Below are 13,235 nucleotides of genomic sequence, written 5' to 3'. Positions count from 1 at the left end.
TCTATATACAATGCGCGGGATCCCAAGGAAAGCGATCACGTTCAGCGTCGTCATGCCCGCCGATAGAACGCGCACTGTTGCCCCACGTACACCGCACCGAGAAACGCCAGGACGGTGCAGCCCGCCGCCGAGAGTCCCGCCAGAAGCACATGGCCTTCGGGCACGCCATGCGCGAGCGCCCGGGTGCCGACGACGAACGAGGCGCCGATCAGCATGCGGCCCCCGGCTGCCCATGCCCCGGGGGTTTCATGGGGCACGCCCCTGACCGCGAACCACGCCAGCACCACGGCGAGCCCCGCCAGTCCACCCACGTCGGATGCCCTCACCGGCCACGCCAGCATCATCGCCAGGATGGGCAAGGCGGCCAGGAGGGATACGACGGAAAAAGGCCGCTGCGTGCGCGTCAGCAGAAAAGCGGTGGCCACCGCCCAGGCTCCGATCGCCAGTCCGGCCAGTACGTCAGCCAGGAAATGCCGGCCCAGGTACATGCGCGATACCGCCATCGCCAGCGGCCATGCGGCGGCGAGCATCCACCAGGCCCGTCGCCTACGCTGGCCGACGAAGACCATCAGGCCTACCCACCCTGCCGTGGCGGCGGCGACGTGGCCGCTGGGGAAGCCGAAATCCGGATCGTCCATCGATCGGATCGCGCGCCGGGCGGCAGGCGACGGCAACGACCAGAACGTCGCGCCACCACCGTGATCGACGAGCGGGACGCGCGTCCGCCCTTTGTCGAGCACGCCCGCGTCCACGTCGGAGGGGCGTGGCAGCTCGAAGAAGGCCTTGCCGCCGTGGACGGCCAACGACGACAGCATCAACGCCAGCGTGAGCGAGAGGCCGGGGCGGAGACGGCTCCCGAAGACGGCCGCCACGACCAGCACCAGGTAAACCCAGTCGTACCCCATGAACGTCACCGCACGCATCAGCCACGTCATCAGCGGTGACGCGAACGACTGGAGCCACAGGTGGATATCGGTCTGGAACATCGTCCCTCCTCGAAGCATTCCGAACCGCCAGCATGCCCGCCCTGTCCCATTCGCCGCCATGCCGGGGGACGAACGGCGGGCCCGAAGGGACGATCCGCGGATTCGCGGCGACGCGTATCCTTGCCGCTGCCGCCGAACGCCACGAAGCCGACGATGAACATCACCCTCGACGAGATCCAGAACTTCATCGCCGTGGTCGACACCGGTTCGATCACCAGCGCGGCGCAGCAGCTCGACCAGACCGTGTCGGCCGCCAGCCGCACGCTGGGCCGGCTGGAGCAGAAGCTCAAGACGACCCTGCTGCGCCGGACCACGCGCCGGCTGGAGCTGACCGAGGAAGGCGAGGCGTTTCTCGAAAAGGCGCGCGAGATCGTAGCGGCGGTGGAAAGCGCCGAGGAGCAGATGGCGACGCGCCAGGCCCGCCCCGCGGGACGCCTGCGCGTGGACGCCGCGTCGCCCTTCATGCTGCACGTGGTGGTGCCGCTCATCGCCGGTTACCGCGAGCGCTATCCCGACGTGGAACTCGAACTGCACAACAGCGAAGGCTACATCGACCTGCTCGAGCGACGCACCGACGTCGCGCTGCGTATCGGCCGGCTGAAGGATTCCACCCTGCACGCCCGCCTCATCGGCACCAGCCGCGTGCGCTGCCTCGCCAGCCCCGCCTATCTCGCGCGCCACGGCACGCCGCGGAAGGTGGCCGACCTGGGCGGCCACTCCCTGCTCGGCTTCACCGAACCCGAATCGCTCAACGACTGGCCGCTGCCGGGTCCCGCCCGCCAGCCGCTGCACATCCGTCCCACCATCGGCGCTTCGAGCGGCGAAACGCTGCGCCAGCTCGCGCTGGAGGGTAACGGCATCGTCTGCCTTTCCGATTTCATGACGCGATCGGATCGCGAGACCGGCGCGCTGGTGGAAGTGCTGGCGAAGCAAAACGTGGAGTACCGGCAGCCGATCCACGCGGTGTATTACCGAAACACGGCGATTTCGGCGCGAATCGCGTCGTTCGTGTCGTACCTGGCCGAGGCGATCGGGGAGGACGGGTTCGAGAGGTGATCCCCCTTTCCTCGCGTGAGCATGATTTTCGCGATACGGCGATGCGTTCGCCCGTCGCGGCATGTCCGCGTGCCGAGGTCCTGAATTCCCGCTTGCGCAGGAATGACGGCCCCTAGACACCAGGCGGGTTCGAATCGATCACCTGCACCTTCGGCCCCGTCGTGGACGGTTCCAGGCTCTCGTCCGTGGCGAGCAACACCGAACCCGGCGAGAGCATCGGCACCAGCTTCTCCACGAACTCCCGAGGCACCGTCACCCGGTCCACCAACGCCTGGTCCACCACCCTGCCCGCCTCGTCGCCGTGGCCGGGGATACCGATGGTGATCCAGTTCGGCATGGGCAGGCCGGCGAGCTTCGGCGATTCGGCCGTGCCGCCCTGCGCCACGATGTAGGCATGCGTGCCCACCAGCGGATCCTTGACCTGCACGCGGCTTCGGCCGATTTCCACGCCGTTGCGCAGCACGATCACGACGCTGTCCGGCACGCTGAGCACCATCGAGAGCGGACCGGCGGTGGACAGCTCGGGCTGCCAGCGGAACATCTGTCCGTCGGCGAGCGGGGCGATCGTCAGGTCGGCGCCGTTGCGCGTGTCGATCGGAATCACCGCGGTGGGGTGCACCACGGTGACGGGTGCCGTGCCCTCCTTCGCCACCACCACCGTCATGCCCATGTTGGTGGCTTCGAAAAGCAGCCGGGCGAATTCCGTGGGCATGTGCACGCAACCGTGCGATTCGGGGTATCCGGGCAAGCCGCCCGCATGCAATGCCACGCCGTCCCAGGTGAGGCGCTGCTGGTAGGGCATGGGCGCGTTGTCGTAGGTCTTGGAGTGGTGGTCCTTGTCCTTCTGCAGGATCGTGAACACGCCCGTCGGCGTTTCGTGGCCTTTCTTGCCCGTGCTGACCGTGGTCACGCCGATGAGGATGCCGTTGCGGTAGGCATAGGCCCGTTGCTCGGTGAGGCTCACGATCACGGCCATGGGCGCGAGCGAGGTATCGCGGCCGCCCCAGATCCACTGGCCCGGCTTCAGCTGCGAGGGCGGCAGGTCGGCGGGGCTCGACGTTTTGGCTCCCCAGAACGGCACGGCGGCCGGGGCGGTCGTGGAGACGGACAGCAACAACGCCAGGACGGCCAACGTACGGACCATGGATTTTTCCCTTCGGGCGACCCGTCGAGGGTAGCGGAGAACGCACGACCGGGGCATTGTCGAAAACACGCGCCGCCGTTCGACGCCCTGGTGAGTCCCCCGTTACCCGAGGCCAAGCCGATGTCGTTGAAACTCTATGCCCATCCGTTCTCGTCGTATTGCCAGAAGGCCCTCACGGCCCTCTATGAAAACGGCACGCCGTTCGAGTGGAAGATGCTTTCGCCCGAGCACCCGGACATCTACGCGGAGTTCGCCGAGCTGTGGCCGTTGAGGCGGTTTCCCGTGCTGGTCGACGGTTCGCGCACGGTGACCGAGGCCAGCACCATCGTCGAATACCTCCAGCTCCACCACCCGGGACCGGCACCGATGCTGCCGGACGATCCGCGGATCGCGCTGGAGGTACGCGCCATGGACCGCTTCTTCGACAACTACGTCTCGACGCCCCAGCAGCGCATCGTCTTCGACGCGATGCGGCCCGCGCACCAGCGCGATCCGCGTGGCGTGGAAGAAGCGCGCGGCATGCTCGATACCGCCTACGCATGGCTCGACCGGCACATGGACGGACGCACCTGGGCGGCGGCCGACCGCTTCAGCCTCGCCGATTGCGGTGCGGGCCCGTTCCTGTTCTACGCCGACTGGACGCACGCCATCGATCCGCGCTTCGGCAACGTGCACGCCTACCGTCGGCGGCTGCTCGCGCGTCCGTCGTTCGCGCGTGCCGTGGACGAGGCCCGGCCTTTCCGCCCGTTGTTTCCGCTGGGCGCACCCGATCGCGATTGACGGCCTAGGCCGTCCAACCTGGACAGAAAGTCTGCCCGGGCACGATGATCGCCCCATGGCCGACTTCCTCGCCCCCTTCCTGCCCGTGGCCGATGCCATCGCGGCCCTGCTGAAACCGCATGCCGAGGTCGTGATCCACGACCTCGGCGACGGCACCATCCGCCATATCGCCCACCGGCTGTCCCGCCGTTCGCCCGGGGACGATTCGCTGACCGACATCGACGGGATCGAGACACTCGACCGGCCGGTGATCGGGCCTTATCCGAAAACGAATCACGACGGACGGTCGATGAAGTCGGTGACGGCGGTGCTGCGTGACGGGCGCGGGCGGGCGGCCGGACTGATGTGCATCAACCTCGACGTGAGCATGTTCGAGACGCTGCAGGCGGTCTCGAGGGATTTCCTGCGCTTCGCCGACGCGACGCCACGGGCCGCGGCGCTGTTCCGGGAGGATTGGCGCGAGGAGGTCAACGACGTGGTCGGCGCGTTCCTGGGAGAGCGGGGCACGAGCCTTTCGGCGATGCAGGTCGACGAACGCGAGGCGCTGGTCCGCGAGCTGGACGCGCGAGGCGTGTTCGACGTGCGGCACGCGTCGGGATATGTGGCGCGGGTGCTGGGGGTGTCCCGGGCGACGCTCTACAAGTCGCTGAAGAGCGTTCGCGGCGAACGAGCCTGAACGTTTCGCTTCGCGGGTTTCGCCGATACGATCGGCTCCCACCCCTTCGGTAGCCGGGCTGCGATCGATCTGGCCACCGGGAGCCGTCCGTATCGGCGATCAGACCGCCTCCGTCTCGAACACGAAGTAGGCCACTTCCCGCCGCAGGATTTCCGCGCTCTCGCGCATCGCCCGGCTCGCGGCGGCCGCCTGCTCCACCAGCTCCGCGTTCTCGCGCGTGGTCTGGTCCATCCCGCGTACCGCCCCGTTGACCCGCGCGATGCCCTCGCTCTGTCCCCGCGTGGCTTCCATCACCGAGCCCACGAGCCCGGCCAGCGCGGTCACCCGCTCGCCGATGTCGGTCAGCACGGAGCCCGCGCGATCCACCGAGGCGACGCCGGCCCGCACCGCGTCGTCGCCTGCGTCGATGAGTCCGCGGATATCGCGCGCCGCGGCGGCGCAACGCTGCGCGAGCCCTCGCACCTCATGGGCCACCACCGCGAAACCGCGTCCGTGCTCGCCCGCCCTCGCCGCCTCCACCGCCGCGTTGAGCGCCAGCAGGTTGGTCTGGAAGGCCACCTGGTCGACGAGGTCGAGAACCTCGGTCATCCGCTCGCTGGTGCGCTGGATCTCGCGCATGTTCCCGATGGCGTCCATCGCCACGCGATGGCCTTCGTCGGTCATGGCGCGCGTTTCGGTCACCGCCGCGTGCGCCGCGTTGGCATGGCCGAGGCCGCCGGACACGGCGTGGGCCATGTCGTCCATCGAGGCGGAGGTGTGGCGCAGGTGCTGTGCCTGCGTACGGGTGCGGTCGTTCAGCGCGTCGTTGCCGCGGGCGATGCCCGTGGCCGCATGCGCCACATGGTCGGCACGATGGCGCACCTGGGTCACGACGTTGCCGAGCTGCGCATCCATCTCGGCCAGCGACGTGAGCAGCGCGCCGATCTCGTCGCGGCGGCCCACCTCGATGCGCGCGCCGAGCGAGCCGCCCGCGATGGCGGCGGCCACGTCGATCGCCTGGCGCAGGCGGCGGCCCAGCGAGCGGATGATCGCGATGTCCATGAGGCTGGCGATGACCAGCGCCAGCACCAGCAACACGGTGGAAACGACCGCGCCGTGCCGGACGTCGGCATGCTGCGCCTCGGCCTGGGCCCTGCCGCCGTCGAGCGCCAGCGCGAACAGGTTGGAGAAATCGCTCTTGAGCGGTCCGACGGACGATTGCACGTCGTTGGAGAGCTGCAATTGCGCCAGGTCGAACTGCTCGGCCTTGAGCAGGGCGAGCACGTCGTCGATCGCCTTGTCGGCCGCCTTGCGGTGTTCGGCGGCCAAGGCGACGAGCTTCTTCTGCGACTGGCCCAGGCCACTGGCTTCGAGCGACTTCCATTGCTTGTCGATGTCGTGCCGATCGCTTCCGATCGCCGTCACCGCGTCATCCACGGCGGAAGGCAGGCGCATCAGCGTGGCGTGCACGAGGGCGTCGAGCAGGTCGTTGTAGTCGTTCTGGATATGGCCGACATCGGCCACGGGCGCCAGCGTGTCGCCCACCACCGACTGCAGGCGTCCGTTGGCGGTGCGCAGTTGCACGCCGCCCACGATCCACAGGATGAGCAGGAGAACGATCGTGCCGGCCAGGCGGGCGAGAAGCCGGGCCCGCAAAGTCATGAGGGGGAGACGGGGTCGGGGGAATCGCATGGCGCGCTCGCGAGGAGGAACGGGGGATGCCTCGCTGTCGGCCACGAATTCGGCAACTTTAGACCGTCATCGCGTAAAATATTTTTTATTATCAATGACTTCAAGATGTCATGAAGTCATGCTCGCGGGTCAGGCGTCCGCCAGGTCGGCCACTGCGAGGTTCCAGCGGTCGAAGGTGAAACGGCCGTCGCGCAGCATCAGCGGCGTGTAGCCGCAGTTGCCATGGCGATAGTCGACGGCATTGCCGCCGCCGAGCGCGGACAGCGTGGCGCTGAGGCACTGGCCATGGGTGAGCACGGCGATGCGGCGATGGGGCAAGGCGCGCGCATCGTCGAGGGCCGGCAGCATGCGGGCGGCCACCTCGTGCAGGGTTTCGCCACCATCGGCGGCCGCCGACGGGTCCACCGCGCGAAGCACCTGCATCCAGCGCGGATCCTCGGCCATGGCCTCGGCCACGAAGCGGCCTTCGAGCGTGCCGAACGAACGCTCGACGAGACGCTCGTCGGTGCTGATCGAACAGCCTGCCCGCTCCGCCGCGATCTGCGCCGTGCGCAGGGCGCGAGGCAGGGTGGACGACACGATGTGCGTCACGCCCAGTTCGGCCAGCGTGCGGCCCAACGAGCGGGCCTGCGCGAGGCCAGCGTCGGTAAGGGGGCTGTCCGCCCTGCCCTGCGCGCGTCCGGCGACGTTCCACTCGGTTTCGCCGTGGCGGGCGAGGATCAGGTGTTCGAGCATGGGGATTCCGACGCGGGGGAAGCGTCCATTGTACTCAGCGCAACTGGCTGTCCTTGCTGCCGCGGCGGTTGTACCCCGCGAACGTGGCCTCCTCACGATCGGCCGCCTCCTGGCAGGCCACGCACAGGCGCACCCCCGGCACGGCCTTGCGCCGGGCCTCGGGGATCGGTGCGCCGCATTCCTCGCAGTGTTCGAGGCTGGGGCCCTTCGCCATGCGGCTGCGCGCGCGCTTGACGGCGTCGTCGACGGTGGCGTCGATCTGGTCCTGTACGGCGGTGTCGCCCGCCCATCCGGTGGCCATGGTCGTGTCTCCCGGGTTGCTGCTCAGGGAGCCTATATGGGGGTTTGTCGCGAAAAACGAAATGCCTCGCCGTGTCGCACGGCGAACGAGATTCGTGCGGGCGGTGGCGGTGTCGAAGGCTGTCGCAGCGCATGAATCGCGGACATCTTCGGAACCTTACGCCCGGGGCTCGTCGTAGAGGCCGAACTCCGTGATGCCCGGCTGCTTTCCTTTCAGCACCAACCTCACCCGCTTCGCCGTGGTTCGCGCGATCTCGTGGAACTGGTAGGCATCGGCGGGCGTGCCACCGGACGCGATCGCCACCCATGCGCCGTTGCGCTCCACCTCGACGCGGTACGACGCGATGCGGCTGTCCGCGCCGTAATCCTCCGCACCACGCGGCTCCACGATCGACAGCGTGTTGAACGACACCGGCGCGTCGAAGCGCACCTCGATCCACGCATCGGTCTTGCCCTTGTCCGCCAGCCAGTACGAGCGGAAATTCTCGTCGAACGCCAGGTCGGGCCCCACCGCCTCGTCGCTCGCGCTCGCCCAGGCGGGCTTGCCCGCGGCGAGGTTGGGCGTGGTGATGGTGACGCTTCGTCCGATGCGCGCCACCGGGCCGTCGTTCTTCCACAGCGCGCCGATGTCCGCCAGCCGCTTCACCGCGTTGTCGTCGAAACGGCCGTCGCTGTTCGGCGCCACGTTGAGGATGAGGTTGCAATGGTTGGCGTTGAACGGCACCAGCCACTCGTCGACGATGGTCTTCGCCGCGGCCAGCTCCGAGGTGGGATACGCCTTCTTCCAGAACCAGTCGCGTTGCAGCGTGGTGCCCGACTGCGAGGGCACCGGGCTGTTCGGCGGGATCTTCTGTCCCGCGTGCTGTTCGTACTGCTTGATGTCGGTGTAGTAGAGCGCGGTACCCGGGTAGCTGCCCGCGTTGTGGTCGGTGAGCAGGCAGTCGGGTTGCAGCGACTTCACCAGGTCGTAGATCTCGCGATACGGCAGCTGTTCGTACGAGATGCGCGACCATGAGGCGTTCCACCCATCGAGGATCAGCGCGGTGATGGGACCGTAGTTCGTCAGCAATTCGGTGATCTGCGCCTTGATGAGCGCGATCTTTTCCGGGGTGACGATACGCGCGCGGATATCCTGGCGCAGGTCGAGGATGGAGAAATACAGGCAGGGCTTCAGCCCCGCCGCGCGGAACGAATCGACGTAGCGGCGCACCACGTCGTGCGGATACGACGATTGCATCACGTTGGCGCTGCCGGTCTTCGTCGGCCACAGGCAGAAGCCGTCGTGGTGCTTGGTGGTGAGGCAGGCGTAGCCCATGTTCGCGGACTTCGCGGCACGGGCCCACTGGTCGGTATCCAGGTGCTTCGGGTTGAACAGCTTCGGCGACAGCAAGGGGTCGCCCCACTCGCGCTCTTCGAACGTCGCCATGTTGAGGTGGATGAACATGCCGAAACGCAGGTCGAGGAAGGCCTGCTGGAGATCGCGCAGGCGCGCGGGGTCGACCACGACGCCCTTGGCCGTCTTCGGTGCCTGGGCAAAGGCCTGTTTCGTCGGCCACAGGCTGGCCACGGTGGCCGTGAGGGCCAATGACTTGGCGAAATCGCGTCGGTTCAAGAAGGGTCTCCCGGAAATACGTCCGATAGACCTTCACCTATGAACACCATGTGTGTCAACGAACATACCCGTTCGCCGATACGATCGGCTCCCACCCCTTCGGTAGGACGCTCACGGCCGAACGGGCGGGAGCCGATCGTACCGGCCATTCAACGGGCCGCTTCCTTCAGCCTGGCGATGTCGATCTTGGTCATGTTCATCAATGCCGCCATGGCCTTCGGGCTCTTCGCCAACTCGTCGATCTCCACCGGACAGATCTGCCACGACAACCCGTACTTGTCCTTCAGCCATCCGCAGGCCTGCGCGTTCGGGTCGCCGCCTTCGGACAGGCGGTTCCAGTAGTGGTCGATTTCCGCCTGGTCCTTGCACTTCACCACCAGTGAGATCGCCTCGGTGAACGTGAAAACCGGGCCGCCGTTGAGCGCCGAAACCGGTTCGCCGTCGAGTTCGAAATCGACCGTCATGACCGAGCCCTCGGGACGACCGGAGGGGCCCGAGGCCTCCTTGGAATAGTGGGTGACCTGCCTGATGCGGGAATTCGGGAAAATCCCGGTGTAGAACGTCGCGGCCTCCTCGGCCTGGCTGGCGAACCACAGGAACGGGGTGATGCGCCTGAAACCGGTCATGCCGTTTCTCCCTAAGCGGGTCACGGGACGTGGCCCTTCCTACCCACGTCGAGCGGCCCTGGGCCGGATCGACATCGCCCGAGCGTGCCTTTACGCGGCCGCCGTGGCCAGTTCCACGCAGAAATCGACGAAGGCGCGCACCCGGGGCGGCGCGTTGCGGCGCGAGGGGTAGTACGCGTACAGGGGGAACGTCTCCTCCGCCCAGCCGGGAAAGAGCTCGACGAGGCGGCCGTCGTCCAGCGCATCGCGCACGATGAGCGCCAGCACCTGGGCCACGCCCGCGCCGGCGGTGCACAACGCGTACATCGTGGCCGAATCGGTGAGCGTCAGGGGGCCTTGCGTGTCCACGGTGACGACCTTTCCCTGGCGATGGAATTCCCAGGCGAAAGGCCGCCGGGTGACGGGATCGCGAAACTGCAGGCACGCATGGCGAACCAGCTCGGCGGGCTTGGCCGGGCGGCCGTGCGCGGCCAGATAGGCCGGCGACGCGACGGTGAGCACGCGCGTGTCCAGGAGCTTGCGGCCGATCAGCGAGGAGGACTGCGGCTCGCCGAAACGCACCGCCACGTCGATGCCGTCGGAGATCAGGTCGCCCAGTTCGTCGCGGCTGACGATCTCCAGCTCCAATTGCGGATGCCGGGCCAGGAACGTCGCGATGCGCGGCGCCAGCACCTGGCTGGAGAACATGGGATCGACGCTTACGCGCAGCCGACCGCGCACGGCGTGTGCGTCACCCGCCGCCGACAGGGCCGCATCCTCGATCCCCGCAAGCAGCGGGCCGACCTGGGCATAGAGCCTTTCACCCTCTTCCGTGAGCGTCACCGAGCGGGTGGTGCGGTGGAGCACGCGTACGCCCAGCTTCGCCTCCAGCCGGCTGACGGCGCGGCTCACGCCGGAAGGCGACAGTCCCAACGCATCGGCGGCTCGGGCGAAGTTGCCCGTCTCGACCACGGAAACGAGGACGCTGAGGTTGCCGAGCAGGCGGCCGTCGGTGGGCATGGGATGCACTCGCGCTGGAATGCATGAACCATCGGCAAGACGCCGTCCCGCGTCAACATCAGAACCACAGACGCACGCCCGCCACCCAGCGTCGGTCGGTGACGCGGCGGCCGGCATCGCGCGCGATATCGGCCGTGGCGCCGGCCAGGTGTTCCCAGGCCACGCCCACGTAGGGCGCGAACGAGCGGGTGAACTCGTAACGCAGGCGCAGTCCGCCCTCGAGGCTCGACACCCCGGCGCCCAGGCCGCGTCGCGGATCGCCCCGGCCGTAGGCGTTGATCTCCAGCTCGGGCTGCAGGATCAGGCGCTGGGTGAAGAGCAGTTCGTATTCGCCACGCACGCGGGCCGCGGTTCGGCCGCCCTGGCCCACGTACGCCGTCGCTTCCAGTTCGAACCGGTAAGGCGCCAGCCCCTGCACGCCGAACGCGGCCCATTGCCGCTTCGGGCCTTCGCCGATGTCGCTGCGCAGGCCGATCTGCGCATCCCAGAACGGAGCGATCGCATGGCTCCAGAACGCCTCGACGTCGCCGTCGCGTGGACGTCCGCCTTCCCGCTCGCCCTCGCTGCGCATCCAGAGCTTGTCCACGTCGTTGCCGTACCAGCCCTCGGCTTCCCACGACTGGCCGTGACCGCCCTGCCCCGCGAACGCTTCGAGCCGATCGAGCAGCAGGTTGCCCACGGGAGCGGCGTCGTCCATGCCCATCCTGTCCATGTCGTGCATGGGCGCCGGCGCCACGCCGTCGGACCAGTCGTCGCTGCGCGCGCCGGCCGGCGCCTGGCCGCCCTGCATCGGTCCCATCGTCATGCCGTGCATGGCGTGATCCATCTCCTGGGACATCGCGGGAAAGGCGACGAGCAGGAGCATCGCGACGACGACCGCCCTCACGACACCACCACCTCGCGGAACATGCCCGCTTCCATGTGGTACAGCATGTGGCAATGGAAGGCCCAGCGCCCGGGATTGTCGGCGGTGACGGCGTAGGTCACCTGCTGCGCCGGCTGCACGTTCACCGTGTGCTTGCGTACCTGGAAGGCGCCGTCCGGCGATTCCAGCTCGCTCCACATGCCATGCAGGTGGATCGGGTGGTTCATCATCGTGTCGTTCACCAGGCGCAGGCGCAGGCGCTCGCCCTGGCGGAAATGGATGGGTTTGGCGGAGGAATACTTGACGCCGTCGAACGACCAGGCGAAGCGCTCCATGTTGCCGGTGAGGTGCAGCTCGATGGTGCGCGCGGGCTCGCGGCGGTCGGTGGCGCCGCCGGGCGTATGCAGGTCGGCGTAGGTCAGCACGCGATGCGGGCGCTCGCGCAGGCCCACGCCGGGATCGTCGAGGTTCGTCCTCGGCATGTCCACGCGCATGTCCACGCCGGAGCCGTATTCGGTGCGCGCGTGGTTGGCCATCACCATGTCGCCGCCGCCGCTCATCGAGCCCATCATGTCGCGCATGCTCAATCGCGGGCGCGGATCGAGCGGCGGCACCGCCGCGCTCATGCCGGCGCGTGGGGCCAGGGTGGCACGCGCGTAGCCCGAGCGGTCGATCGACTGCGCGAACACCGTATAGGCGCGGTCCTCCGCCGGCTCCACGATCACGTCGTAGGTTTCGGCGGCCGACAGGCGCAGTTCGTCCACCTCCACCGGCTCCACGTCCTGCCCGTCGGCGGCCACCACGCGCATGCGCAGTCCGGGAATGCGCAGGTCGAAGATCGAGTTGGACGAACCGTTGACCAACCGCAGCCGCACGCGCTCGCCGGGGCGGAACAGGCCCGTCCAGTTGCCCGTCGGCGTGCGACCGTTGACCAGATAGGTGTACGTAGCCCCGGAGACGTCGGCCAGGTCGGCGGGGTTCATGCGCATGCGGTTCCACATGCGGCGCATCGCCAGCGCTTCGCCGAAGCCCTTTTCGCGCGCATCGTGCAGCAGGTCGCCCAGCGTCGGTTGGCCGTAGTTGTAGACGTCGGCGCGCGAACGCAGCTTCGCGTAGACACGCTCGGGGTCTTCGTCGGTCCAGTCGCTCAACAGCAGCACGTAGTCGCGATCGCAGCGATGACGATCGCCATCGCGCGGTTCGATCACGATGGCGCCGTAGAGGCCGCTCTGCTCCTGGAAGCGGCTGTGCGCGTGGTACCAGTACGTACCCGATTGCTTCACGGCGAAGCGGTAGGTGAAGTCGCCCCGCGCGGGAATGCCATCGAAACTCAGGCCCGGCACGCCGTCCTGGTCGGCCGGCACGATGAGGCCATGCCAGTGGATGGACGACGCCACGTCGAGGTGGTTCGACACGCGCAGCACCACGTCGTCGCCTTCCCGCCAGCGCAGCGTCGGCCCCGGCAGGCCGCCGTTCACCGTGACCGCGCGGCGCGAGCGACCGGTGAAATCCACCGCCGCCTCGCGGATGTCGAGCATCGCTTCCCTGCCCTGGTCCGCCGGCGGCTCCATCGCGGCCGTGGCGAACGCCGGGCGGACCACCCCGAACCCCAAGCCCACGCCCGCGAGGCCCAGGCCCTGGACGAAGCGGCGGCGCGGCAGCTGGATGGACGGATCGCGCATGCGTGGCCCGGGGGATCGAAGGGAAAGCCTGGAGGTTAAACACCCGCCCCGCACGTCGACAACTCTGGACATGGCTCTGCGCGCTTTCCACGGGTCATTCACC

Annotated in this window: 13 protein-coding genes; 3 read left to right on the top strand and 10 right to left on the bottom strand. The window is 68.3% G+C overall.

Annotation, left to right across the window (positions count from 1 at the left end; all coding sequences use genetic code 11):
- Positions 1–50: 50 nt before the first annotated feature.
- Positions 51–986 carry a phosphatase PAP2 family protein gene (locus JNG39_RS12620; protein WP_368311801.1) on the bottom strand — a complete coding sequence of 312 codons (936 nt, stop codon included), beginning with the start codon at positions 984–986 and terminating at the stop codon, positions 51–53.
- A gap of 153 nt (positions 987–1,139) precedes the next feature.
- Between JNG39_RS12620 and JNG39_RS12615 the strand changes: the two genes are divergently transcribed.
- The gene (locus JNG39_RS12615) at positions 1,140–2,042 is read left to right on the top strand and encodes a LysR substrate-binding domain-containing protein (protein WP_368311799.1); all 903 of its coding nucleotides are present in this window, start codon (positions 1,140–1,142) and stop codon (positions 2,040–2,042) included.
- A gap of 112 nt (positions 2,043–2,154) precedes the next feature.
- Here the strand turns inward: JNG39_RS12615 and JNG39_RS12610 are convergent, their stop codons facing one another.
- Complete coding sequence (locus JNG39_RS12610; RefSeq protein WP_368311797.1) at positions 2,155–3,186, bottom strand: L,D-transpeptidase; 1,032 nt, start codon at positions 3,184–3,186, stop codon at positions 2,155–2,157.
- 120 nt (positions 3,187–3,306) lie between these two features.
- On the opposite strand from JNG39_RS12610, the gene JNG39_RS12605 reads away from it, so the two are divergent.
- Both JNG39_RS12605 and JNG39_RS12600 read left to right on the top strand, forming a co-directional pair.
- Positions 3,307–3,966: a glutathione S-transferase family protein gene (locus JNG39_RS12605; RefSeq protein ID WP_368311931.1), complete on the top strand. Its 660-nt coding sequence runs from the start codon at positions 3,307–3,309 to the stop codon at positions 3,964–3,966.
- 55 nt (positions 3,967–4,021) lie between these two features.
- Positions 4,022–4,642: a transcriptional regulator gene (locus tag JNG39_RS12600; protein ID WP_368311796.1), complete on the top strand. Its 621-nt coding sequence runs from the start codon at positions 4,022–4,024 to the stop codon at positions 4,640–4,642.
- 99 nt (positions 4,643–4,741) lie between these two features.
- Here the strand turns inward: JNG39_RS12600 and JNG39_RS12595 are convergent, their stop codons facing one another.
- The 8 genes from JNG39_RS12595 to JNG39_RS12560 form a co-directional block, all read right to left on the bottom strand.
- Positions 4,742–6,283 (bottom strand): methyl-accepting chemotaxis protein, encoded by a 1,542-nt coding sequence (locus tag JNG39_RS12595; protein ID WP_368311794.1) that lies wholly within the window; start codon positions 6,281–6,283, stop codon positions 4,742–4,744.
- Positions 6,284–6,442: 159 nt separating this feature from the next.
- Positions 6,443–7,048 carry a histidine phosphatase family protein gene (locus JNG39_RS12590; protein WP_368311792.1) on the bottom strand — a complete coding sequence of 202 codons (606 nt, stop codon included), beginning with the start codon at positions 7,046–7,048 and terminating at the stop codon, positions 6,443–6,445.
- A gap of 34 nt (positions 7,049–7,082) precedes the next feature.
- Positions 7,083–7,349 (bottom strand): DksA/TraR family C4-type zinc finger protein, encoded by a 267-nt coding sequence (locus tag JNG39_RS12585; protein ID WP_247371700.1) that lies wholly within the window; start codon positions 7,347–7,349, stop codon positions 7,083–7,085.
- A 156-nt stretch (positions 7,350–7,505) separates the two neighbouring features.
- Entirely contained in the window at positions 7,506–8,960 is a 1,455-nt protein-coding gene (locus JNG39_RS12580) for an alpha-L-fucosidase (RefSeq protein ID WP_368311790.1), read from the bottom strand.
- Between the two features lie 149 nt (positions 8,961–9,109).
- A complete protein-coding gene (locus JNG39_RS12575) occupies positions 9,110–9,586 on the bottom strand; it encodes a VOC family protein (protein WP_368311788.1) in 477 nt (158 codons plus the stop codon).
- 90 nt (positions 9,587–9,676) lie between these two features.
- Positions 9,677–10,585 carry a LysR family transcriptional regulator gene (locus JNG39_RS12570; RefSeq protein WP_368311786.1) on the bottom strand — a complete coding sequence of 303 codons (909 nt, stop codon included), beginning with the start codon at positions 10,583–10,585 and terminating at the stop codon, positions 9,677–9,679.
- Between the two features lie 58 nt (positions 10,586–10,643).
- The gene (locus JNG39_RS12565; protein WP_368311784.1) at positions 10,644–11,471 is read right to left on the bottom strand and encodes a copper resistance protein B; all 828 of its coding nucleotides are present in this window, start codon (positions 11,469–11,471) and stop codon (positions 10,644–10,646) included.
- Entirely contained in the window at positions 11,468–13,132 is a 1,665-nt protein-coding gene (locus JNG39_RS12560; protein WP_368311782.1) for a copper resistance system multicopper oxidase, read from the bottom strand. The genes JNG39_RS12565 and JNG39_RS12560 overlap by 4 nt, the downstream gene beginning before the upstream one ends.
- Between the last annotated feature and the right edge of the window lie 103 nt (positions 13,133–13,235).

It is taken from the genome of Luteibacter sp. CQ10 (assembly GCF_040900725.1).
GTDB lineage: Bacteria > Pseudomonadota > Gammaproteobacteria > Xanthomonadales > Rhodanobacteraceae > Luteibacter.
The sequence above is the reverse complement of the archived record's forward strand: the minus strand, read 5'-3'. Positions and strand labels throughout refer to the sequence as shown.